The sequence below is a fragment of the Armatimonadota bacterium genome, from assembly GCA_036504095.1.
Taxonomy (GTDB): domain Bacteria; phylum Armatimonadota; class DTGP01; order JAKQQT01; family JAKQQT01; genus DASXUL01.
The window spans coordinates 306708-330340 of sequence record DASXVS010000071.1; the positions used below are offsets into that span (position 1 = coordinate 306708).

The following is a 23633-nucleotide window of genomic DNA, read 5'->3' on the forward strand; positions in this document are numbered from 1 at the left end:
CGGGGCGCGCTGCCGTCGGAGTATCTGCGCCGACGGTCTTTTCAGTGGTCGGACGCGCCAATACCCTCGGCGCGACGACTCAGAGTCATCAGCGCCGGAACCCTCACCATCATCTGTGTTTTATATCTACAGTTCACTGTACATCCCGTCTTGCGAGTGCTGTTCATTACTTATAACACAACACGGGGGGCCCTTGCAAAGCACCGTGGGACAAGTCTGATGCTTTGGGTGTGAGGTTGGTTTGCGGGGGGCCGCGTCGAAAGCGATCGCGCGGTCGCCGCGTGGGAAGGTGGTCTTTCGGTCTTGCCTGGTCTAAAATCAGAACTGGCCACTTGGTGCTCTTTGGGAAGCACAGGTGTGTTCTGTCGGCAGTGCGGAGCGCCCACGCCTTGACAGCGTGGTCGCGGGTTCGCGCGCCTCGCAGCATGCCCCGCATTTTTCTCGGGGAAAGGTATCATCCATTGAGTTCGATATTTCGCGTAAGACTGTGTTACATTCTGGCCTGTGTTCTGTTAGCCGGCGCCCCGTCCGTCGCGGATGCGGCGAAGACGTCCGGTTTGATCGTTGTCGTATTGGGATCGTCAACGGCCTGGGGTGCTGGGGCGACGCCGATCACTCAGGCGTGGTCCTACCGGTACGGGGCCTATCTTCAGGGGCTCGATCCTAGCAATCGATTTATCAACCTCGCCGTGTCGGGCTACACCACCTACCACGTTCTGCCGACTGGAACCCCGCCTCTCACAGGGCGGCCCTCTCCCGATCCACAGCACAATATCACTGCAGCCCTGGCCCTCCACCCGGACGCGGTGATCGTGAATCTTCCTTCCAACGATACGTCGATGGGGTTTTCGGCCGCCGAGCAGGAGGCCAACTACAGAACCATTGCCCGGGTGGCGGGTGAGGCGAACGTTCCGATCTGGATCGCCACATCCCAGCCCCGCAATATGACGCTGATTATGCGAAACACCCAGAAGGAAGTGCGCGATTGGATTCGCATGATTTACGGTCAGCGGTCGGTCGATTTCTGGACAACCGTCGCGCGGCCCGACGGCACTATCGCCTCGGGCTATGACAGTGGAGATGGCATTCATTTGAACAATGCCGGGCACGACGTTCTGTACCGCCGCGTCATCGCGGCGGGCATACCGGAACTGCTCGCACGAACCACAACCACGGCGGTGAACGATCCCTATGGCGACCTGGACGGAGATGGAGCGGTTACCGACGCCGATGTCGCCCTGATGACCAGGTACCTGGCCGATCCGACGCAGCTCACCGCGGCGCAGCAGGATCGCATTCGTCGGTATGGTGACGTAGCCAATGTCGTGAACCAGACAACCATCGGCAACGGGGTCGTCGACTCAAACGACACGATGAGGCTGCTGCTGCTCTCCGGCGGACAGATCGACGCCGGCACCGCCGGGCCTGTTCGTCAGGACTATGGCGATGTGAATGGCGACGGCCACGTAGACATCGTCGATGCCCTCCTCGTCAGCCGATCCATGGCCGGGCTGGTGACGGACCCGGCCATCCTCGAACGAATCCACACGCGCGGCCTTGGTGACGTCTCGCCAACGGTGCCGTCCGTGACCTTCGGAGACGGTACAATCGACTCGAAGGATCTCACGGTCCTCACGGCGCGGGCGGCCGGCAACGATGCCAACCCGCCGGCCTACGTGGACTATTGGCCGCTGCACGTCGCCGATCCGGCCGCACCGCTGATCAAACCCGACCTCGTGGTGGCAACGGACATCTCGGGCCTCACCGGTGACGCTAACCATCAGGTGCGCTTTGTCACGGATGCCGTGGAAGAGCGTCGCGGCTACACCGTGACGAGGATTGCCGGAAGCGACGGCAGCGTTCTCGCCGCATTCAAGGGGATCGACGGCAGCATTTACGCCCTCTACGTGGATTATCCGCAGGCGTTCGGTGACCACCGCCTCGAATTCATGTCCCCATTGAAACTCCTGGACGCGTCCGCCGCTCGCGGGCCCGCAGCGCCCTGGGCGGCAAGCACCACGGGGGCATTTTCCGGCATTCCTTCGCAGTCCGTGATCGCAACGGGAACGGTTCTGGACCGCGCTGACCACTATACGCCCGCGGCAGGGGACTTTACGATCGTCGCGCCCGGTTCGACCTGGTCAAAGGCGGTGCGCGCGCGCCTCGACATCGCGCTGTTGCGCGGTGACTGGGGCACGATGGACATGCAGCAGGCGTTCTTCTATGAGTTTGCGCCGTTCATCGGGGTGGTCGAGCGCGCGCAGTCGCCGTACCGTGGCAGCCTAGCCGCAGCAACGGACCGCCCGGACCTCGTTGTCAACGAGATCACCTCCAGAGGCATCCAGTACACCCGCACTGCGCCGTAGCACCGCGCGCAGCCTGGGCAGCGGCCCCGAACACGGCCGGCGGCAGGAAGAAAGAGGCTTGAGAACGGCATCGCCGTTCTCAAGCCTCAATTCTCATATCCCAATTCCGCCCTAGAAGATCGCCTGCTCTGTTTCGCGGTCGAACGCGTGAGTGCGGTCGATGTCCACAACGAAGTCGGTGTTTGCCTGTTCCTTGAGCGGGGTCTCTGAATCGACGTCCGCGACGATCGGGTGGTTGCCCGCCATCAGGTAAAGGTACGCGCGGTCGCCCATAATTTCACGGACATCAACGAGGGCGGTGAACTCGTTGCCCGTGCCATTCACCAGATCCGGTCGCGTGACTTTCGCAAAGATATCGCTTGGGCGAACGCCCCACACGATCTCCTTGCCCACGTAAGCCTTGAGGCTTTCGGCGAGCCTGCCTACCGGCTTCACCTTGATGGCGCCGGCATTGAAAACCGCGGCGCCGCCCTCGTCCTCAACCTTGCCGTAGACGAAGTTCATGGCGGGGCTGCCGATAAATCCGGCGACAAACATGTTGACTGGCTGGTTGTAAAGGCTCAACGGCGAGTCAACCTGCTGGATCACGCCGTCCTTCATGACCGTGATGCGGTCACCCATCGTCATGGCTTCCACCTGGTCGTGCGTCACATAGATGGTGGTCACGCCGAGACGTCGGTGCAGCTTGATAATCTCGGACCGGGTCTGCACGCGAAGTTTGGCGTCGAGGTTGGAGAGCGGTTCGTCCATCAGGAAGACGAGCGGCTGGCGGACGATGGCGCGGCCCAGGGCGACGCGTTGGCGCTGGCCGCCGGAAAGCGCCTTGGGCTTGCGGTCCAGCAACTGCTCCAACCCGAGCATGCGGGCGACTTCATCAACGCGGGTCTTGATCTCCTGCCGCGGCACCTTGCGGAGCTTGAGGCCGAAGGCCATGTTGTCAAACACGGTCATGTGCGGATAGAGGGCGTAATTCTGGAAGACCATCGCGATGTCGCGGTCTTTCGGGGATACGTCATTGACGAGGCGTTCGCCGATGTAGATCTCGCCGTCCGTGGGCTCTTCCAGGCCGGCAATCATGCGGAGCGCGGTGGTTTTTCCGCAACCCGAGGGACCAACGAAGACCATGAATTCGCCGTCCTTGATGTCGAGGTTCATCTTGTTGACGGCGGTGATGGTCTTGAAGGACTTGGTGAGTTCCTTCAGTGTAACTGTTGCCATTGTGCCTCCTGAGGAGGAGCAGTCGGAAGACGCGAGGCAGAAGACAGGAGACGAAGCGATGCGGGCACCGCTACGTTCTACTGACTGCTGACTACTGACTACTGGCTGCTTCTGGATGCCGGGCCGGCGGGTTCGTCCGCACGTCCCCAACGGGGAAGCCCGGCGTGGCCCATTATCATAGATTTAAGGGGCCATGCGTATTGTGTACAAAGCGCTGCGGCTAATGGAAATGGTGGCCGGCCGTTAGAAGCTGCTACGCGACGCACGCCGGTTCAAACGCATATCGGGGCGAATGAGGGCGGTGGCGCTGCCTCGTGCGACCGTCACCAGACGCGCATCAGCAGGCCCGTGAGGAGTTTCGGATAAAAGAACGTGGATTTCTGAGGCATCGTCTCGCCGCCGAGGGCGATCACCCTCACCGCGTCGGTTGGCGTGTGCTTCAGGAGGAACGCGAAAGCGGCGCCGTTCGCGACGGATTGAATCGCCTCGGCCGGATCGCGCGTGTAACTGATATGCGGGCTCTCGCCGGAACCCAGCCCCAGCACACGGGCCATAACGATGCCGTGCAGGATCGACACATCCAGGGACCGCCACGCTTTGCTGTGTTTGCCCTCGATACGGTCGCCGATTTCCTCCGGACGCCACGGCGTAAGCAGGTAATTCCCCTGACCTGCCGCCAGCATCCCGATCGCGATGCCTTCGCTCGCTTCCATCGCTTCCTCGACCTCGCGAGGTGAATCGAATGTCTCGATGGCGAAGAACTCGTCCAGCGACTCGATGACGGCGTCGAACTCGGTTGAGATGCCGGTCACGATTCGGTGCGTCGGCAAGACCAGCAGCTCCGGATCGTCCATCGCCGCCAGGGTCATCATCGCGTAATCCCACGGGCCGGGCCCCGCAGTTGCGTTCAGATCCCTCTTCACCCCCAGCGATGCCGTGTATCGGTGATGGCCATCCGCGATGATAACCTGCCGTTCTTTGAGGTCGGCCTGGATCGCGGCGATGGCCGCGGGATGGTCTATCCGCCAGACGCGATTGCGCTCCCCGGTCGGCAGGGTTACGTCCGCGATGGGCTCGCCCTGTGAATTTTCCCTCAACGCGGCGCGGAAGGTCTCGCCGTTGCCGAGGGTAAGGCCGAACAGCGGCTCGAAGTTAGCCCTGGTCGTCTCGATCAGGCGCTGGCGGTCATCCTTCGGCCCCTGGAGTATCTGCTCGTGCGGGAGGATGACCGCCTCGTCCCACTCATGCAGCCGGCACGCGCACACCAGATGACTGCGGCGGTACGCCTTGCCACGCCATTCGAAGTCCTGCGCGAGCACATACAGGCAAGGCCGGTCGTCCTGGATCAAAACGCCCTCGCGGCGCCACTGCTCGAAACGGTCGCGCGCGCGGGTGTAGCGGTTGTCGGCGCCGGTATCGCCTTCTCTCGAGGGCGCCAGGGTCAACTGGACACCGCTGAACGGCTCCGCGGCCAGGCGGGCACGCTCCGCCTCCTTGATCACGTCATAGGGCGGCACGACCACGCTCTTGAGCGGGACGACGTCCGGGTTGTAGCGCACAGCGGCGAAGGGTTGAATATCTGGCATAAAGGGCTATCCGATGCGCGAGCGGGTCAGTGAGCCTAAGAGTGTTGACGTCCTCACTGGAAAAGAAGGTCAATGAGGTGGTGGCCTTCGGGCACCACGAAGTTCGTGTCGCGCATGCCGCGCTCATCAAAGGGCAGGCTGTTGGAACGTTCGGCCTGAGTGTCGAATAAGAGGAACGGAACATCGTAGGCGTCGTGCTTGCGAAGCTTTATCGGAGTGCTGTGGTCAGGGAGGCACAGGAATCGGAAATCGCCCATCTCGCCCATGCCGCTCAACAGCGGACCGAGCGTCTCCTTGTCGATGCGTTCGATGGCCAGGATTTTCTCTTCGAGGTTTCCGCTATGGCCGGCCTCATCGGGACCCTCGAGATGGATGAACGCGAAATCGCGGCCCTCCCGGAGGGCGCTCAATGCGTACTCCGCTTTGCCGGTGTAATTGGTGTCCACGTAGCCGGTGGCGCCGGGGACGTTGGGCGTATACAGCCCGACGAGTTTGCCCAGACCCTTCATCAGGTCCACAGCGGCGATCATGACGCCCTGGCAGCCGTGCTGGGTGCTGAAGAGCGGCAGGGTCGGCGTCCGTCCCGGCCCCCACGGCCAGATCATATTGGCGGGCAGTTTTCCCGCATCGACACGTTTCTGGTTGACCGGGTGATCCAGAAGGACCTCGTACGAGTCCCACATCTTGCGGCGGATCGACTGGTCCTTTTCGCCTTCCGGCATGGCACGCACGAAATGCTGCCCCACGATGTTGTGCGGCGGCGTGCAGCGGAGATCGTCAGGCCCGTCCGTCCACACCATCAGGTGCCGGTAGCCCACGCCCGGATAGAGATGGCGCGTGTCGTTGTTGTAGAACACCTTCCGCGAGAGGAACTCGATCAGTTCCCTGCCCTCTTCCGTGGTGAGGTTGCCCCCGGAATGGTCCAGCATCTTCTCGCCGTCCACGCTCACGAGGTTCACGCGGAAGGCAACGTCGCGGCCCTCGACAGGGACTCCCATGCTTGCGGCTTCAATCGGCGCGCGGCCTGTGTAATACCTGTGCGGATCGTAGCCGAGGAGCGACATGTTAGCGATATCGCTGCCCAGTTCCATGTCGTACGGCGCCGGCGTCGTTCGGCCAACGCGGCCCCGGGCCGCCAGTTGGTCCAGGTTCGGCGTGCGGGCGACCTCCATGGGCGTCTTGCCGTCCAGTTCCTCGATCGGCAGGTCGGAACACCCGTCCATCTGGAGGATGATCTTCTTCACGAAAGCGGCCTTCCCGTCAGGCGTTCGTACGCCTCGCGGTATTTCGCGGCGGTCTTCTCCACAATTTCGGCCGGCAGTTCAGGGGCGGGCGGCGTTTTGTCCCAGTCCAGCGTCTCCAGGTAGTCCCGTGTGAATTGTTTGTCGTAACTTGGCTGGCCATGGCCGGGCTCGTACGAATCCGCCGGCCAGAATCGCGACGAATCCGGCGTGAGTATCTCGTCGATGAGGATGATTGCGCCGTCCTTCGTCCCGAATTCGAATTTGGTGTCGGCGATGATGATCCCCCGGGTCCGGGCGTAGTCGGCGGCGGCGTTGTACAATCCGAGGCTGCGCGCGCGGACCTCGGCGGCAACGTCTTCTCCGACGATTTCGGCCGCCTGCGCGTAGCTGATGTTGATGTCGTGACCTTCCTCGGCCTTTGTCGCGGGGGTGAAAATGGGCTCCGGCAGCCGGTCACTCTCGCGAAGGTCCGGCGGAAGCTCATAGCCGTGGAGCAGCACGGGCTTGCCGGGCGCGGCTTTGACCGCCGTGGAGTATTCCTTCCACAGGCTGCCGCTGATGTATCCGCGGACAACGCACTCGATGGGGAGGCCCTGGGTCTTGACGCCCACGATCGCGCGCCCGGCGAGCGACGGGTCCGGCTTTGCGCCGTATCGGCCGCAAACGTCGTTCCATTCGCCCACAACGTGGTTCGGCTTCGCGGCGTCCAGCGTTCTGAACCAGAAAAGCGAAGTCTGAGTGAGGACGCGGCCTTTGTCCGGTATGCCGTTGGGCATCACGCAGTCAAACGCCGAGATGCGGTCCGAGGCGATCAGAAGGAGTTCGTCGCCGAGGTCGTACACATCGCGCACCTTGCCGCGCCGAAAGACCGAAAATGGGAGGTCAGTCTGAAGAACGATTGAGTTATCCATACCGTAAACTTAGCGGAGGCTGACGGAGGGGGTCAATCGCCCGGGAGATGTCCATGGGAGACCGGCCTCGCGCGGCCGATCTCCCATGGCTGTTGTCCGTGCTCAGAGTCCGGCGAGGGTCCGGATATGGCTTGCCGAGACGGCCTGGTTATACACTCGCACGTCGGCGAGAAGCCCGAGGAAATGATCGCCGCCCGGGGCCGAAGTAGTCTTCGTCCCGAAGTTCAGGGAGTTGTTGGTTACGGCGATCGATCCGGTCGCGGAAGCCTGCGCCGTAACGACACCATCGACGTAGAGGCGCATGGTCTTGCCGTCCCAGGTTCCGGCCATGTAGTGCCAGGCGCCGGTTGATGGCAACGCACACGTTACGGTGCCCACGCCGGTCAGGTCGAATTTGAACAGCCCGGTCTCGGCGAGGAACCGATACTGGTTGTCCGATGAGCCCTTCTGGAGCACGCGCCGGTTCCCGGCCCAGTTGGTCGCATTGATCCACGCCGAAAGCGTGATCGCCGCGGTCGGGTTGAGCGAAGACTGGTCGTTGACGGTGATCGCGTCGTTGGAACCGTTGAACGAGAGCGCGGTGCCGTGGGGACCCGCCGTCGGAGCGGGGGCGCCGGTGACCGTGACCGTGAATCCGGACGGCTGAACGCTCGGAGCGCTCGCACTGGAGCCTCCGGAGACACTGATGACCGGTGAGGCGGCCGTGAACGGGTACCCGGTGGTCATATTGAGCGTGTTTCCGGCGGCGGACTGGTCCTTCACGTTGTTGATCTTCAGCGCATAGTTCGAGCCCCCCACCGGAGCGGGAGTCACGGCCAGGTCAACGGTGAGTCCATCGGATGACGGGGTGGCGCTCTGAATCGTGAGCCCGGGTATCTGATAGTTGGTCTTCACCGAGGCTGTCGCAGCCGAGACAGGTTCGGAGAACGCAACCTGGATGAGTGTCGATCCCGCCAACGCGGACACACCGGTGATTCGCGGCGCCGTGGTGTCATTCACCGTGTAGACGCCAGAGACAACGTTTCCGACTGGCGTGGAGCCATGGAAAGCCTGTACGCTCAGCGTGGTTTGCCGCGTGAGCCAGATGGGCGAAGCGTAAGCAGGGGATGACGACGCGGGTGTCGAGCCGTCCGTCGTGTATCGAAGGGTTGCCGTGGTGTCGTAGAGGGACGGGATCACAGCCACCTGCACGGCGTCGGTGAAAGTGCCGGACGAGGGATTGAGGGTGGGTGTAGAGTCCGCGTAATCGAATGTGTCATACAGCGGCTGCGCCGGAACGGAACCATCGTTGGTGTTCGAAGCCGCGGTCATGGCGAAAACCACGATGTTCGGGGCGTTCGGGAGGGTGATGCTGTGCGCGCCCGCGGGTACGTCCAATGCGTACTCGAAGACGTAGGCGTACTGGTAGTAGTCATTCGCCCCGGCCGCGGTATGCCGGTGTGTGGCCGCGTAAGCGATCGGATCGCGCTTGATGTAGGCAGCCTGCAGGCCGTAGATACCGCCGTCAAGCGGCGGCAGGTTCGGCGACCCGGCCGGCGGCGACCACAGACGGTTGTCCCATTGGCCAACGTATCCGCTCCAGTTCTGAACCGTGAGCGGCGTCACCTTTCCGCCGACGCGGAAAGTGCCCGTGGTGTCCCCATTTGCGGAAGCGGCGAGGAGGTATATCTTTCCGAACCGGCCCGTTGGCAGAGGGATGGTCTGTCCCTGACAGGAAAGCGCGGTCCGGGCGCCTGGCGCGGACCGCGCCAGGCGGAACTTGACCCCTGCCCTGTCGATTGTCGAAGGGAATAGTTCGGCGGGGTAGGTGTACCCGTTGCCGTCCATCCCCTTGGCGACCGCGGTTCCATCGTAACCCAGCGCCTGGATGTCATACGGCAGAGCCAGCGGTCTGCTGGCGGGCGGTACCAGTTTCGTTGTCGGAGCACCAAGACGGATCGCGAACGCTCTGGGGCTGTAAGCGCCCAACGAGACGCTGAATACGCCGTTCGTGATCGCGATCGGACCGAGCGCGTCTTCCTGTCCCGTGACTTCACGCGCCGAGACGATTGGCGCAGCAGCGGAAAGCGTCACGTTGGCGGGCGATCCGCTCATCTCCTGAAGACGGACGATGATCTCATCGCTGTCTTCCGCCCTCTTTACGGCCACGATCCTGACTTGGGAGGAATTGACGCTCAGGAGCGAGAAGGACCGGCCTGCGCTGCCCGCATGCGGATCGGCCTGGAATGCCATCAGGGGCTGGTTGAGCCGGGCCGCTTCCCACTGGGTATTTCCGTTGCGCCAATCGCCCGAGTGTCCCTCCAGGGCATAGAGGACCCGGTGCCGGCCCACGTCCTGTGTGGCCTCATCGGTATAGGAATTGGCGCCGGGAGTCCTGATCAGCGTCAGCCGCAGTGTGTGATCGTCCGGCTTGTCAGAGCCGATTTTGCAGTCTTCCAGCACGGAGACACCGTAGTCGCCGGTCGTGTTGGTGAGATCGAACCACTCGTGCGAGGGCACCTCGTATTTCACCGAGTTGTTGGTCGACCGCTGGACGGTGCCGAGACCCATATTGTACGTGGCGTTCAAGTTGGAGACCGCCAGCGAGAACTCGGTCTTCAACGTGGTTTTGCGCTCGTTCCAATTGATGGTGTTGTCGAACTCCACCCGGTTTCCCGCGGCGCTCGCGGCCAGGCGGATCACCTGGACGAATTTCGAACTGCCCGTCTGTCGCGTTACTTCAAGGGCAACGCGCACAGGGCCGTTTTCTACGATGCGAACGGTTGCGGGGCCGGTCACATATCCGATCGGTGGAGCGCTTTGGTCGGCCCAATCGATATTCCACGCGGGCCAATCCGCGGGCTGCTCGTATTTGAGCGCGAGGCGCGCTGGGCCGGACAGCATCTGCCGGTTGTTCGGTTTGTCGAGGATGGACGAGACGTCTCCATTTGTGTCGAGGGTTACCCGGTAACGCTGATTCTCAAGCGTGTTGGATGTCACGCTCAACCCTGTGGAGATGGCCGTTGGCAGGTCGGCCGGGCGCACGTCGTACGTCGCGGCGCCAACGCTCGGTACCCGGGCGAGAAACAGCACGGTGACCTTGCCGTCCGCTGCGCTGACCAGTTGCGAGGGCGCCTCGACACCGTTGGGGCCGTAAACCCGGACGGCGGCCGGTGTCGCTGGAAACTGAACCGTTGCCTGCACTACGTCTTCACGCGCGATGGACAGCGGGTTGTAGACAACCACCGGTACGCCGGTCGCCGTCGTGTCCAGCGCGCGGGTGATGGCTCCCACTGAATCGGTAAGCACTCCCGCGGACCGGTTCAACGCGACGGTCTCGTCGTTCCATGAGTATTCGTACGCCTTCGGTAGGCTCGTGCCGGGCAGGATGTCGTGGAACTGAGCGCCAAGGATGAGCCGCCAGGTCTCGTTCATGAACCCCAGCGGGTAGGTCGCTCCGCCCAGCCAGTCCGCTGTGACAGCGGCGCGTTCCGCCGCATCGGCCAGCAGTTCGTTCTTGCGGTTCCAGCGCTTCATGTACGCCTGCGACGTGATGGAACCGGCGGAATGCTGCGTGAGGAGCAGATCCCCCGTGTAACTCGGCATCGCGGCGGTCTGAGCGGGCGACAGATCCCTGAACATCCAGTCGGAAGGCGCGGACACTACCGTGACGGGCCCCGTTCCCCGGACCGACGTTTGCTCGTACTGCGCCGATCCGTCCGTCGGCGCGCCCCCCACGTCTCCGGTTCCGAAGTAGCGATAGTCCACGAAGATGCCGGATGATGCGCCCAGATTATTGATCCGCGTGAGCTCTGAGGAAGAATTGCTCTGATCCGACGTTATCGTCGAGCCGTAGCCGCCCGGGTCAAGCGCGGACGTAATGTACCGGCCGTCCGGGCCGTACCATCGGCCGACCGCGAACGGAATGCCCACCGCGGAGCCCCAGGTCAGCTTCTGAGTCGCAAACCCCTTCAGGCCGCAATGCGCCAGGATGGATGGCAACGACCAGGGGAAACCGAAGCAGTCGGGGAGCTGGTAGTCAACGCTCTCGGTACCAAACTCCCGGCGGAAGTAGTGATTGCCGTAGAGGATCTGACGGATAATCGATTCGGCCGAAGGTGTGTTGACGTCGTTTTCCTCGACCGAAGAACCGGCGACGTGCCAGCGTCCCAGATCGATGTACTGCTTCAGCCGCGCGTAACTGGCCGGGTAATATTCCTTCATCATCTGGTATCGGTTGGAACCGGTGAATGAGAAGGTGTAGTCCGGGTACTTGTCGAACAGCGTGAAATTATCGTTCAACGTCCTCGGGATGTAATCCCGAATCGTGTCCAGATATGTCCACCGCCATTGAGTGTCCAGATGCGCATAGCCCACTTCGTAAAGGACTTTGTCCTTCGTGATGTCGTAGGCGCTGCGTGCGGGCGGTTTCCAGTCGGGCGGCGGCGCGGCATGGCAGAGCGTGCCGGGCAGAACACCAAGCATCAAAACAAGAATGGCCTTTTTCATGAATACCTGCCTGTAGAGGCGAAATGGCCGGCCCCAAGGTGGGGCCGGAATGCGCGAGAGGCGCCGCGTTATCAAGATATGGTGTCCCAATTTCACCGACTGCATCAAAAATCTGTGCTCCTTCGGGTGATATAATAATCCAGGGTCATCTATCATCGGACCCGCCCACCGTCTCATTCAGCTGGAATGGAGCGCCTGTATGCATACCTCGCCCAGACTTGGTCCGTCACTTGCGGCAGCACTCTGCCTCGCTACAGTCCACGTGGCGGCATCCCCTGTTACCGACCGCGCATCCGTCGGCCCGGCAGGCGCGCAGGGCACCGCCCGTTCCGGCAGTCCCGCCCTGAGCGCGAACGGCCGATACGCGGCGTTCATTTCGGACGCGCCCAATCTTGTGACCGGTGACACGAACGGGTCCAACGACGTCTTCGTCCGGGACACCGCAGCCCGCACAACGGCGCGCGTGTCCATCGCTTCGGACGGCTCAGAGGCGAACAGCGGCTCCGACGAATGGGATGCGCCATCCATAAGCGCTGACGGCCGTTATGTGGCCTTCACTTCGAACGCGTCCAATCTGGTTCCGGGCGTCGCCAACGGTGTCACCAATGTTTTCGTTCGCGATCTGGCCGCCGGCGTCACTACGTGCGTTTCGTTGGATTCCGGCGGCGCTCCCGGGAACGATAACAGTTTCGCGCCTTCCATCAGTGCGGACGGCCGCTACGTGGCCTTTGCGTCCAACGCGTCGAATCTTGTATCAGGGGACACGAACGCCGCTTCGGACGTGTTCGTGCGCGATACGCAGACGGGCGTCACGCGTCGCGTTTCCGTCGCGCCGGACGGCACGGAGGGCAACGGCCCGTCGGGGTACCCCTGCATCAGCGCCAACGCCAAGTTTGTAGCCTTCGCAAGCGCCGCATCCAACCTGTCGCCGAATGACGCGAACGACGCCGCGGACATTTTCGTCTGCGACCTTCAGTCGGGAAGCGTCTCGCTGGCATCCACGGCTTCAGACGGCACGCCAGGCAACGATTGGTCGGACTATACTCCGTCGCTGAGTGCGGATGGGCGCTACGTAGCGTTCCTGTCGAACGCCTCCAACCTCGTGGCCGCCGACACCAACGGATCCGCCGACGTTTTCGTACACGACATGCAGTCCGGGTGGACGGTTCTGGCCTCGGCGGACAGCAGCGGGACCATCGGGAATGATGCGTCCTTCTCGCCTTGCCTCAGCGCGGACGCCCGGTACGTCGCCTTTGCATCGCTCGCTTCCAATCTGACGGCCGGCGATGTCAACGGCGCCGCGGACCTGTTCATCCGTGACCTCTGGCTTGGACGCACGGCCCTGGCGTCGCTCGATTCCGCCTCCGCGCAGGGGAACGGCTGGTCGGGGCCGATGTACCCCCCATCCCTCAGCGGTGACGGGAGCTCGGTGGCGTTCGAGTCATGGGCGTCCAACCTCGTCGCGGCGGACACCAACGGCGCGGGCGATGTCTTCGTGCGAAGCGCTCTTTTCGCCGCTCCGCCGTTCACAACGGGGGACAAATTGGGTACCCTTCGCGCCGCTGGCGGACTGGATGTGCTGACGGGCGCTCAGTTGACGCGGCTGAATGTGGTAACCACGGGGAGTTCGTTCAGTGTCGTCGATATTCTCGACGCGGTGCGCGTTGCCAGGAAGGCGGCGGGGCTGGAGCCGTAGCGGAAAGCATCGAGGCTGTTTCAGAAACGGGACTCCGGCGCCTCGCCGGAGTCCCGTTCTGGTTTGTCCGCTACAGCACGCGGACCTTCGGGTAATAGCCGTACTGGTACGGCTGGCTTCCGCTTGGGTTGCATTTCACCGGTTTGCTGTAGCCGGCGTGGCCATCCAGATACACGAAATTGTTTCCGCCCATGTGGCGCGTCAGGCCGTAGAACCACCCGCCATCATTGGGCGGAGGTGTGGACCAGGGCCAGTAGACATAACCGGTCACGCCGTCATATTTCCCGACTTCGTCTTTGAAGCCGCCGTTGTTGTTGACCCAGATACCGTAGGAATAAGGGAACTCGCCGTCGCCAAAGATGCCAACATCGGACGGAGATCTCACCTTGGTGATGAGCGCGGGCGAGCCTTTGCCGGCTCCAGGCGTCTGGCTGCGGCCGCCCCATCCTATCATGGGCTCGTTGTAAGAGTAGCCCACGTTCTTGTACTTGGTCAGGTCGACCGGGTAGTCTGTCGGGATCCAGTAGGTCTTGTGTGGTACATACGCATTGGAGGTTTTCAGGGTGATGCTCGGGCAGGCCCACACGTCGGTGGATTTCACGTATGGTTCAAGGCAAACGATAAAATTCGCCTGCCTTCCGCCGGGGTTGTCCGTCGGGGCATACGGATTATACATCAGCCGTCCGTCGTTATCATCCAGGTACATATGAAGGGCATTGGCCAGCTGTTTCGTGTTGGAAAGGCAGGCGATCATTTTGGCGCGTTCGCGGGCCTTCGCGAATACCGGGAAGAGGATCGCCGCCAGGATCGCGATGATCGCGATCACTACCAGCAATTCGATGAGTGTGAAACCGGCTCCGCGCCGGGAACGTCTTGCGAGTGTTTTCATATTCGTCTCCAGGGCTGAAGGCCGAGGGTTGGGGGCTGAGGTAAGTGTCCACCTCTCGGCCCTCATCCCTCCCCCCTCAGCCCTTAATTCCGGTAAGCGTAATGCCTTCCACGAAGGTCTTCTGTGCAAGGAAGTAAAGCACGAGGATGGGCATTGCCATAATCGTGCTGGCGGCCATGAGCATGCTCCACTCAGCGCCGTGCTGACTCACGAACTGCTGGAGGCCGATGCTGAGTGTATACTTGTTCGGGTCGTTCAGATACATGAGCGGGCCCATGAAGTCGGTCCACGCCCCGATAAAGGTGAAGAGGGCCACGGTAGCAAGCGCCGGCTTGCTGAGCGGCATGATGATCCGGCTGTAAATCCCCAGTTCCGTTGCTCCATCCATGCGCGCGGACTCGCTGAGTTCCGCGGGGATGGACCGGAAAAACTGGCGCAGCAGAAAGACGAAAAAGGCGCTTCCGAAGAAGGTTGGCACGATGAGCGGCTTATACGTGCCGATCCAGTGAAGCCATTTGAAGATCATAAACACCGGGATCATCGTCACCTGGCCGGGCAGCATAAGCGTTGCGAGGACGATGATGAAAAGGGTGTCGCGTCCCTTCCAGGGGATTCGCGCGAAGCTGTAGGCGACGAGTGAACACGAAAGAACGGTGCCGAAGATGCTGGCGAAACAGATGATGAGCGTGTTGAAGGTATATTGGGCGAACGGGATATAGTGAACCGCCCGAACGTAGTTGCTCCACATCACGGGCTGCGGGAACCACTTGTCCACCTCGAATATCTGCCGGTCCGTCTTCAGCGAAGTCACGACGAGCCAATAAAACGGCGCCACGAAGATGACGGCGAGTGACAGGAGCACGATGTGCGCAACGACGGTGGACGGGCGCGTGCGGGGCCTCTTCCGCGGCCGGAGGACTGGTTCCTGAATCCTTGAGGAATCCTGCATCAGTCGCCCCCTCCGTAATAGACCCACCGCGCGCTGCTCTTCATCACCACAAGCGAGCAGACCAGCGTAATCGCGAACAGCACCCAGGCCATCGCGCTGGCATAGCCCATCTTCCAGTCCACGAAGGCGCCCATGAACAGGTGAAGGGCGTAGAACATCGTCGAGTCCTGCGGGCCTCCCTTGGTCATCACGTAGGCTTGCGTGAAGTACTGGAACATTCCGATGATGCCCATGATGAGGTTGAAGAAGATGATCGGCGAGATCATGGGCAGCGTTACGTGCCAGAATTTGCTCCAGACGCCGGCCCCGTCCAGCGCGGCGGCCTCATAGAGCGACGTGGGGACGTCCTGCAGGCCGGCAAGGTAGATGATGACGCCGCCGCCGGCGCCCCACACGCCCATCAACACCATCGCGGGCTTCGCCCAGATCGGGTCGCCAAGCCACGCCGGCCCCGGGATGCCGAACTTGCCAAGTACCGTGTTGATCAGGCCGATCTCGGGGTTGAACAACCACAGCCAGAGGATGGCGGACGCCACGGCCGGAACGAGGCTCGGAAGGTAGTAGATGGTCCGGTAGATCGTGATCCCCCGAACCTTCTGGTTGAGAAGCAACGCAAGCCCCAGGGCAGCGATAAGGCCCAGCGGAAGCGCGAAGACGACCATGTACATCGTGTTCCAGAGCGATTTCCAGAAGACGTCGTCCTCGAAGAACATCTGGCGGTAGTTGTCCAGGCCGATCCAGTGCGGTGCGCATAACCCGCTGTAACTGCAGAAACTGTAATACAGTGACGCCAGGAGCGGATAGGCGGTGAACACGAGGAAACCGATGATCCACGGCGACGCAAACAGGAGGCCGTTGCGCAGATTGCGCCGCTCCTGGGTGCCGGTTCGTTTCCGGACAGCGTCCTGCCTCCTGACTCCTGTCTCCTGCCTCAATAGACCGCCTCCAACTGAGCGCGCTTGAGTTCTTTCTCGATCTTCACCTGTACCGCCTTCAGCAGCGTCGCCGGATCGCCTCCCCCGTGCACGGCTTTGTCCTCAGCGCGCTGAATCTCGGCGATGTACATCTGCCAGATTGGCATCTGCGGCGGCCCGAACGCGTTGGGGCCGCCCGCGATCTCCGCCGAGAAGCGCAGCAGTTTCTGGCTCTGGATTTCGGGCGATGCTGCCACAACCTTCAGCGGAGAGCCGTTGCTGATTCCCACGCAGAATCGTTTGTTTTGCTTCGGGCTCAGGAACCAGTTGAGGAACGTCCACGCTTCTTGCTTGTGGCGCGAAGCCGCCGGGATGACGAAAACGCTGGCGTTCAGGGTAGTGCAGTCCGGCCGTCCGCCCGCTGGCGCGGGATAGGCGAAAGCATCGTAGCGGAAACCCTTCGGCGCGTACCGGTCGATGAATTGGGCGATCCACGGTCCGGTCGGCATCATCTGCTGCTTTCCGGTGAAAAAGGGGCCGGACGGGGTCTGCTGGCTGCCGAAAGTGCTTTCGAACACCTCCATGCGTCGGATATCGTTCTTCTCTGCGAAATCCTGGAGAAACCGAAGCGCCGCCACATTTCGCGGGTCCGTAGCCGTCACCTTCCCCGTCTCGGGTTCAAACCAGTGTCCGCCGAAAATGTAGGCCCAATCGAGGAGGCTCGACGGGCGCATCCCGTACTGCTTGTATCCGCCCCTGGAGTTCCGGATCATCAGCGCAGAATTGACCTTCGCCCACTCCGCAAGGTTGGTCGGCGGTTTCAGGCCCTTCGCCTCAAATCCGGCCTTGTTGTATACGATGAAATTCGCCGTGAGCGTGCCCAGGAGCCCCCAGGTGTGGTTGTGGTACTGCTGCATCTTCCACGCGCCGGGCACCCATTCGTCCGGCCGCCGGCCGCTGGCTTTGAAGTACTCGTCCAACGGCGTGAGGGCGCCGCGCATCGCATAGCCGGCCAGTTCGTCCGACCACACCGCCGAGCACACATCCGGGACATCTCCACCCGCGAACGCGATACGCACCTTCTCGTACGAACCGAAGACGCTGAGCACGCGAACGTGGATGCCGGGGTTCCCGGCGTTGAACTCGTCGACCATCTTCTGGATGAGGTCGAGTTCGAACCCGCTCCAACCCGTCCAATAGACGACCTCGACCGGGCCGCCCCGTTTGGGACCGCCGCAGCCTGACGCGAACAGTGCCGTCAGAAGGAGGGATGCCGCAACAAGAATTCCTAAACGTCGCGTGGCCATACCATTGTTATATAACACTAACCGCCCAAAGAGCAAGTGACAATTGCAGAACCATAGGCTGTCCTGAAATCTACTGTATCTGATAGAGCGAAATGCAGTCGATCGCTATGGCGGCCGTGCCCAGCGATTCCACCCGGGTTTCGAGTTTACCGCCAGGGTATTCGAACGGCAGCGCAACGGAAATGTATTTCCCCACCGGCGCTTCCTCTGCCGTTACGGGACGCTGAACGAGCGGTTGCTCGCCCCCGGCGACCGACGCGTCGAGATGCGCGATGGGCCCCTGCCCCGGTCCGGTTCGCTTGATTCGGAACAGCGCGATGTAACGCCCGGGCGGGCAGACGGTGTACGGACCGTAGACAACGTGGCCCGGTCCGCTGGCGGCCGTCATCGCCGGGTCAACAGCCCACGCCATCCCGCTCGTCGCTCCTTTGTCCGGAACGGCGGTTCCGGAGCGATGCGGGAGCGCAATGGCGTCCCACCTTCCGGCCGCCCGAAGGGCTCCCGGAGGGATCTCCCCCACAATCTCGGATTTGGGAGTGACGCGGATAGATGACTTGTGCCGGAGAGCGCCGCCGGGGTATTTGAGCGTGAACACCGAAACCGAATTCGTGAGTCCGGGGAGACCTTGCAGGGTGATGGCGTTCGGTTGATACGGCGCCAAAGCCCATCGATCGGTAGCCGGCCGGAGTGGACCCGTTGCCGACGCTTTCGCGGAAAATCCGGTCGACGTCACATTGCACGCGCTGAGCGACATACGGATCCGGTGCCCTTCGATGGCGTTGAGCTCTTTAGGACCGGTTAGAATGATCTGCTGGCTCTTCAGATACTGCCGGTACAGGGCTCCGAGGTGGTCAGGCCTCACCGGCACATAATCCGGACCTAGGGCCTTCGCAAGCGCCTTCAGCGTCGGGACGTCCACCTGCCAGTTCTGCGCGAACACATGGAGGAAGGCCGGCCGGGTGGTGGGGACGATGGCGCGAATCTCCTGCACGGCGTTCCGAACGCGCTCCGCCTGCGTGGCGCCGGTCCAGTTGGTGGAGGCGCGGAAAACGGGAACGCCCTTCGCCGTCGGAAACGTAGCGTCGGCGTATTCGGTCACCTGGCGGCCGTAATCGGGGTACAACGCGTTCAGGCCGGGGATCGCCTCCGCGTAGTCCTTATACAGTGCCGCGCGCGTCGCTCCCATGATCCACAGGTCACGCATATCCATTTGCTTCATGGAGGCGGCCGTCTGCGACAGGAAACCCTCCCAGACGCGGCGGCGGCTGGCGGGCTCGTATCGCTCGGCATAGTCATCCGGGTAGGTGTACCCCACCCCGGAGACGGCGCCGACAAACTCGTCGTTGGGCGTCGCGGCGCGATAGAACCAGTCCGCGATCCCCGGAACCAGTCTCGCGGCGGACGGTGAAAGGCTCCACCCGATGGGGATGGTGCCCCGCTCGCTGCTGCGCCACATATCCGGGAAACTGTGCTGCTGGTAGACCTGAAGGTTGTCTCCATCCGACACGATGAAAGACACGTAGACATTCTTCTGGTCCAATTTCGGCGCCGGCGGGTGCGCCTGCCGGAACGACGTGACCGGGATGCCGGAGTGAACGCTCATGTTGGCGTCGAAATCGGTCGCAATAAGGTACTTCCCGAACTTCGCAAACAGCGATACGCCGGACGTTTCGGCGATGCCAACTCCTTCGCCTGCATACGGGTACCCGAGGACCGGGATGTTCACCGGCATCCTGGCAAGCAGACGTTCCATGAGAACTGCTTCCGCGGTCGGAGACGCGTGTTCGTCCGCGCCATCCACCGGACCGGTGATCCAGAAACAGAAGCCCTTGTTCTCGACCATATAGTCGCGGGGAGACAACGTCCGCGGATCGAGCACCGCGAGAAGCTCGTGGTTGAGGCGCGGCCAGTACGTATCGAAGGCCCACGAGTAGGCTTCGGCGTTTGTGGCCCATTTTCCGCGGGTGTCCAGCACGGTCTTCATGCCCAGAGTCTCGGCGATGGAAGGCGATACAACGAGGGCATTTTCCACGCTGGCGGCCGTGAAGGCAACGTTCACCGAAGCGGGAAGGCCCGGATCGGTGACGATAACACCCCGCAGGCGCGATTGAAATCGCTTCACCAGGTCCGCGGGCGCGTTGACGCGCTGCGTCCCCTTCACCCAACCGCGCCCCACCATCCGCTTGAGCCAGACTTCATCCATATCGCTCTGGATGCAGTAGATCTCCGGCTTGGTCCGGTTCACGATGCCTTGGAGCGACAACGCCGCGCGCTGCCAATCCGCGGAAAGATGCTCGATGTCAAGCACCAGGAGGGTTTTCGCCGGAGGTTTCGACTGACGAAGCGGCGCCGGACCATGAGGCATCCCGGCTTTCCAGACGAGGTTATTCGGTTTGCCGCTGAGGACCGCGGCGGGCGCCCGCTGAGCGGCCGCCCCGGTAATGCCGGCGGTCAGGAGTCCCGAGCCGGCCAGGGCCAATCGAAGTGTCAAGCGCCTCATTCGTGCTGTCCTCCGGAACTCACTGGCGAGTGTAGAGCGGGAATCGCTCGCAGAGCGCCCGTACGTCCGCGCGGATTTCCGCCTTCGCGGCGTCATCGTCGCCGGCGTCCAGCGTGCGGCCTATGAGGCAGGCGATCTCGCCCATCTCGTCCTCGCCCATCCCCCGGGTTGTGACGGCGGCCGTTCCAACGCGGATACCGCTGGTGACGAGCGCTTTCCGCGTGTCGAACGGGATCATGTTCTTGTTGACCGTGATGCCAGTGGCGTCGAGCAGGTTTTCCGCCTTCTTGCCACTGATGCCCCGAGGGGTCATGTCGCACAGAACGAGGTGGTTGTCCGTCCCTCCGCTCACCAGGCGGATGCCGATCTCCTGAAGCCCGATCGCCAGCGATTTCATGTTGTCGATGATGCCCTGCTGGTACGCCTTGAACTCGGGAGCCATCGCCTGCTTGAAACAGACGGCCTTGGCGGCGATGACGTGCATCAACGGACCGCCCTGGATGCCGGGCAGCACCATTCGGTCGATATCCGTGGCGTACTTCTCCTTGCACAGGATGAGGCCTGCGCGCGGCCCGCGCAAGGTCTTGTGCGTCGTGCTCGTCACAAAGTCCGCGTAGGGCACCGGTGACGGGTGGAGCCCCGCCGCGACCAGGCCGGCGATGTGCGCCATATCGACCATAAACAGCGCCCCAACTTCATCGGCGATCGCCCGGAATTTCGGGAAGTCGATGATGCGGGAGTACGCGCTGGCGCCCGCGATGATCATCTTTGGCTTGTGCTCGATCGCCTTTGTGCGCACGTCGTTATAGTCGATGTACTCCGTCTCGCGCGTGAGGCCGTAGCTGACGATGTTGAAGAGCTTGCCCGAGAAGTTGAGGGGGTGTCCGTGCGTGAGGTGGCCGCCCATGGAAAGGTCCATCCCCATCACGGTGTCGCCGGGCTGAAGCATCGCGAGGTAGACCGCCATATTCGCCTGGCTGCCACTGTGCGGTTGGACGTTGGCGTGTTCGGCGCCGAAAAGCTCTTTCGCGCGATCCCGGGCCAGGTTTTCCGCAACGTCCACGAATTCGCAGCCGCCGTAGTACCGCTTGCCGGGGTACCCTTCGGCGTACTTGTTCGTCATCACGCTGCCCTGGCACTCCAGGACCTCGGGGCTGGTGAAATTCTCGGACGCGATCAACTCCAGAGTCAGTTCCTCGCGCCGTTCCTCCGCCCTGATCGCCTGGTAGATCTCGGGATCCACCTGCTCCAGGTCCGCCTTCCCCCACGCTGCTTGTCTGCCCATATGTTCAGTGCCTCCTAATCGTCAAACGGCAAAATGGCCGGGCGCTAGAACGCCGCACCGGCCATATAACCCTATCAATTTGGCCCCTGCCGCCAGGGTTTGGCAATCAACCGCCTATTGCCGGTGCTTCTCCACGAAACGGCCGATGCGGTTCAGGGCCTCCTGGATATTGTCCAGAGAGACTGCGTAACAGCAACGGACGTGCCCCTTGCCGCTTTCGCCGAAGGCTACTCCGGGCACAAGGGCCACCTGCTGCTCATCCAGGAGCGCCTGCGCGAACGTCTCGTCATCCATGCCGAGGGATTCGATGCTCGGGAAGCAGTAGAACGCCCCGCCCGGCTCAAAACAGTCCAGGCCAAGCGAACGGAAGCCGTCCACGATGATCCGGCGGCGCTGGTTGTAACTCGAGACCATCCGGCGGACGTCGGCGTCCGCGTTGGTCAACGCCTCCATGGCGGCGATCTGGCTGATTGTGGGAGCGGACATCATGCCGTACTGGTGAATACGGTGCATGACGGCGAGGACCTCTTTCGGCCCGCAGGCGTAACCGAGGCGCCATCCGGTCATCGCGAACGCTTTGCTGAAACCGTTCAGCGTGATGGTCCGCTCCCGCATGCCGGGGAGCGTCGCGAAGCAGGTAGGCTCGCCGATATATGTCAGCCGGTCGTAGATCTCGTCGCTGATGACCCACAGGTCGTGTTTCTCGCAGAACTCCGCGACGGCGGTCAATTCCTCGCGGCTCATCACGGCGCCGGTAGGGTTGCTGGGATACGAGATGATAATGGCCCGCGACCTGGGGGTGACCCTGGCTTCCAGGTCCTCGACGCTGATCCGGAAATCGTTCTCGGCGCGCAGATCCACCGCCACGGGTACGCCGCCCGCGAGCTTGGCAATCGGTTTGTACGAGACGAAGCAGGGTTCCGGCACGAGGACTTCGTCGCCCGGGTTGATGAGGGCTCGCAGAGCCAGGTCCATCGCCTCGCTCACGCCGACGGTCACCAGTATCTCGTCGCCGGGGTTGTACTCAATGCAGTACAGATCGGAAAGGTACTTCGAAATGGCGTCACGGCATTCCGGCGTTCCGGCGTTGGATGTGTAACTGGTCTGGCCGTCCCTGATGGCCTTGATGCCGGCTTCGCGGATGCAGTCAGGCGTCACGAAGTCCGGCTCCCCCACTCCGAGGGAGATCACGCCCTTGGTGGCGGCAACCAGATCGAAAAATTTCCGAATGCCGGATGGCGGCAAGGATTTGGCGACTGCCGACAACGATCTCATTCTCTCACCCTTCGGTCTCAGGGGGCGCTCCATGCTCCGCGAGGAATGCCCGGACAACGGCGGCGAATTCATCCGCCTTTTCATCATAGGCCGCGCCGCCGCACTCAGGCATGAGGTGAACCCGCAGGCTTTCCCTCACGGGCAAAGAAGACGCTGCCTGGGCATAAGGGTTCAGGCGGTCGCCGGCCCCCCAGATCAGCAGGGCAGGCGCCGTGATGCTCGCGAGCGCCGCGCGCGGGTCGCCCCAGAGGTTGCCGTTCAGGAATGATGCCGGCGCGTACAGCGCGCGGGGCTGGTGGGCGGACAGCCACGCGTAATCCACCATCTCATGCGTAACGGCCCACGGGTTGTCGTAAACGCGGTTCTCATAGAACCAACGGATCGACGCCTTTGAGGCCAGCGCGTTGAAAGCGGCTTGACCCCATACCGGGACCCGGGCGATCGCCGAAAGGCGGCGCATCGCCTCCGGCGCGTCCGCGGACTCATCGGATATGCCGGTGGGCGACGCAAGCACCAGGTGCGAGAACGCGCCAGGATCTTCCGCCGCTGCGAGGATCGCATGGGATGCGCTTAACGACGCGGCCACCACGATGGCCGGAGCTCCGACTACGTCGCTCACGAAATCGTGAAGGAAGCGGATATAGGTGTGCGCGAAATACTCTCTGTGGCGGCGCTCGCTGCGGCCGTAACCGGGCAGATCCGGCGCGAACACCCTGTACCCGTCCTTCAGCCTCTGGAACGCCTGTTTCATTTCGTACGTTGAGGCGGCGGCGTTGTGGCTGTGCAGGAGCACGATCGGCTTTCCTCGGCCCGCGACCGAGTACGACACGGCGCCGCCATCCCAGTCATACCGGCCTTGCTCTGCGTCGATCGCCGGCGGAAGCGGCGCCGCCCGGCGGCTCAGCACCGCGTTTGCGGCGGCCGCACAGGCCGTCGCCCCCGCAGCCAAGCCGGCCGCGCCCTCCAACGCATTTCGGAATCGTCTGGTCATGGTTTCCCCCGTGC

15 protein-coding genes are annotated in these 23633 nt (G+C 62.5%); 2 read left to right on the forward strand and 13 right to left on the reverse strand.

All coding sequences use genetic code 11. From position 1 onward, the window contains the following. The first annotated feature begins 461 nt into the window (after nucleotides 1-461). A complete protein-coding gene (locus tag VGM51_16905) occupies nucleotides 462-2366 on the forward strand; it encodes a GDSL-type esterase/lipase family protein (protein HEY3414720.1) in 1905 nt (634 codons plus the stop codon). Nucleotides 2367-2477: 111 nt separating this feature from the next. On the opposite strand, the gene ugpC is transcribed toward VGM51_16905, so the two are convergent. From ugpC to VGM51_16930, 5 genes are all read right to left on the reverse strand, one after another. Continuing rightward, nucleotides 2478-3584, reverse strand: coding sequence for a sn-glycerol-3-phosphate ABC transporter ATP-binding protein UgpC (gene ugpC / locus VGM51_16910; GenBank protein ID HEY3414721.1), 1107 nt, complete (start codon nucleotides 3582-3584; stop codon nucleotides 2478-2480). A 323-nt stretch (nucleotides 3585-3907) separates the two neighbouring features. Further along, nucleotides 3908-5170 (reverse strand): DUF1015 domain-containing protein, encoded by a 1263-nt coding sequence (locus tag VGM51_16915; GenBank protein HEY3414722.1) that lies wholly within the window; start codon nucleotides 5168-5170, stop codon nucleotides 3908-3910. A 53-nt stretch (nucleotides 5171-5223) separates the two neighbouring features. Further along, a complete protein-coding gene (locus tag VGM51_16920) occupies nucleotides 5224-6414 on the reverse strand; it encodes a cofactor-independent phosphoglycerate mutase (protein HEY3414723.1) in 1191 nt (396 codons plus the stop codon). Continuing rightward, nucleotides 6411-7325, reverse strand: coding sequence for a phosphoribosylaminoimidazolesuccinocarboxamide synthase (locus tag VGM51_16925; protein HEY3414724.1), 915 nt, complete (start codon nucleotides 7323-7325; stop codon nucleotides 6411-6413). Before VGM51_16925 ends, VGM51_16920 begins: the two co-directional genes overlap by 4 nt. Before the next feature lie 102 nt (nucleotides 7326-7427). Next, the gene (locus tag VGM51_16930; protein HEY3414725.1) at nucleotides 7428-11813 is read right to left on the reverse strand and encodes a glycoside hydrolase family 38 C-terminal domain-containing protein; all 4386 of its coding nucleotides are present in this window, start codon (nucleotides 11811-11813) and stop codon (nucleotides 7428-7430) included. A gap of 199 nt (nucleotides 11814-12012) precedes the next feature. Here VGM51_16930 and VGM51_16935 point away from each other — a divergent pair, with 199 nt between their 5' ends. Further along, entirely contained in the window at nucleotides 12013-13509 is a 1497-nt protein-coding gene (locus VGM51_16935; protein ID HEY3414726.1) for a hypothetical protein, read from the forward strand. Nucleotides 13510-13579: 70 nt separating this feature from the next. Here VGM51_16935 and VGM51_16940 read toward each other — a convergent pair whose 3' ends face one another. The 8 genes from VGM51_16940 to VGM51_16975 all read right to left on the reverse strand — a co-directional run bounded on the left by VGM51_16940 (nucleotide 13580) and on the right by VGM51_16975 (nucleotide 23619). Then, a complete protein-coding gene (locus tag VGM51_16940; GenBank protein ID HEY3414727.1) occupies nucleotides 13580-14398 on the reverse strand; it encodes a prepilin-type N-terminal cleavage/methylation domain-containing protein in 819 nt (272 codons plus the stop codon). A gap of 76 nt (nucleotides 14399-14474) precedes the next feature. Further along, nucleotides 14475-15347, reverse strand: coding sequence for a carbohydrate ABC transporter permease (locus VGM51_16945; GenBank protein ID HEY3414728.1), 873 nt, complete (start codon nucleotides 15345-15347; stop codon nucleotides 14475-14477). Further along, on the reverse strand, nucleotides 15347-16282 hold the full coding sequence (locus VGM51_16950) for a sugar ABC transporter permease (GenBank protein ID HEY3414729.1): 936 nt from the start codon (nucleotides 16280-16282) through the stop codon (nucleotides 15347-15349). Before VGM51_16950 ends, VGM51_16945 begins: the two co-directional genes overlap by 1 nt. Further along, nucleotides 16279-17568: an extracellular solute-binding protein gene (locus VGM51_16955; GenBank protein ID HEY3414730.1), complete on the reverse strand. Its 1290-nt coding sequence runs from the start codon at nucleotides 17566-17568 to the stop codon at nucleotides 16279-16281. Before VGM51_16955 ends, VGM51_16950 begins: the two co-directional genes overlap by 4 nt. Before the next feature lie 70 nt (nucleotides 17569-17638). Next, a complete protein-coding gene (locus VGM51_16960) occupies nucleotides 17639-20068 on the reverse strand; it encodes a GxGYxYP domain-containing protein (protein ID HEY3414731.1) in 2430 nt (809 codons plus the stop codon). A 19-nt stretch (nucleotides 20069-20087) separates the two neighbouring features. Then, nucleotides 20088-21353, reverse strand: a complete 1266-nt coding sequence (gene glyA / locus VGM51_16965) for a serine hydroxymethyltransferase (protein HEY3414732.1) — start codon at nucleotides 21351-21353, stop codon at nucleotides 20088-20090. A gap of 114 nt (nucleotides 21354-21467) precedes the next feature. Further along, nucleotides 21468-22628, reverse strand: coding sequence for an aminotransferase class I/II-fold pyridoxal phosphate-dependent enzyme (locus tag VGM51_16970; GenBank protein HEY3414733.1), 1161 nt, complete (start codon nucleotides 22626-22628; stop codon nucleotides 21468-21470). 4 nt (nucleotides 22629-22632) lie between these two features. Beyond that, the gene (locus VGM51_16975) at nucleotides 22633-23619 is read right to left on the reverse strand and encodes an alpha/beta hydrolase (protein HEY3414734.1); all 987 of its coding nucleotides are present in this window, start codon (nucleotides 23617-23619) and stop codon (nucleotides 22633-22635) included. Between the last annotated feature and the right edge of the window lie 14 nt (nucleotides 23620-23633).

Bases quoted from the DNA above. Each gene is read 5' to 3' on its own strand.
- ugpC (HEY3414721.1), bottom strand. From the start codon at position 3,584: ATGGCAACAGTTACACTGAAGGAACTCACCAAGTCCTTCAAGACCATC.
- VGM51_16915 (HEY3414722.1), bottom strand. From the start codon at position 5,170: ATGCCAGATATTCAACCCTTCGCCGCTGTGCGCTACAACCCGGACGTC.
- VGM51_16925 (HEY3414724.1), bottom strand. From the start codon at position 7,325: ATGGATAACTCAATCGTTCTTCAGACTGACCTCCCATTTTCGGTCTTT.
- VGM51_16930 (HEY3414725.1), bottom strand. From the start codon at position 11,813: ATGAAAAAGGCCATTCTTGTTTTGATGCTTGGTGTTCTGCCCGGCACG.
- VGM51_16935 (HEY3414726.1), top strand. From the start codon at position 12,013: ATGCATACCTCGCCCAGACTTGGTCCGTCACTTGCGGCAGCACTCTGC.
- VGM51_16940 (HEY3414727.1), bottom strand. From the start codon at position 14,398: ATGAAAACACTCGCAAGACGTTCCCGGCGCGGAGCCGGTTTCACACTC.
- VGM51_16945 (HEY3414728.1), bottom strand. From the start codon at position 15,347: ATGCAGGATTCCTCAAGGATTCAGGAACCAGTCCTCCGGCCGCGGAAG.
- VGM51_16955 (HEY3414730.1), bottom strand. From the start codon at position 17,568: ATGGCCACGCGACGTTTAGGAATTCTTGTTGCGGCATCCCTCCTTCTG.
- VGM51_16960 (HEY3414731.1), bottom strand. From the start codon at position 20,068: ATGAGGCGCTTGACACTTCGATTGGCCCTGGCCGGCTCGGGACTCCTG.
- glyA (HEY3414732.1), bottom strand. From the start codon at position 21,353: ATGGGCAGACAAGCAGCGTGGGGGAAGGCGGACCTGGAGCAGGTGGAT.
- VGM51_16970 (HEY3414733.1), bottom strand. From the start codon at position 22,628: ATGAGATCGTTGTCGGCAGTCGCCAAATCCTTGCCGCCATCCGGCATT.
- VGM51_16975 (HEY3414734.1), bottom strand. From the start codon at position 23,619: ATGACCAGACGATTCCGAAATGCGTTGGAGGGCGCGGCCGGCTTGGCT.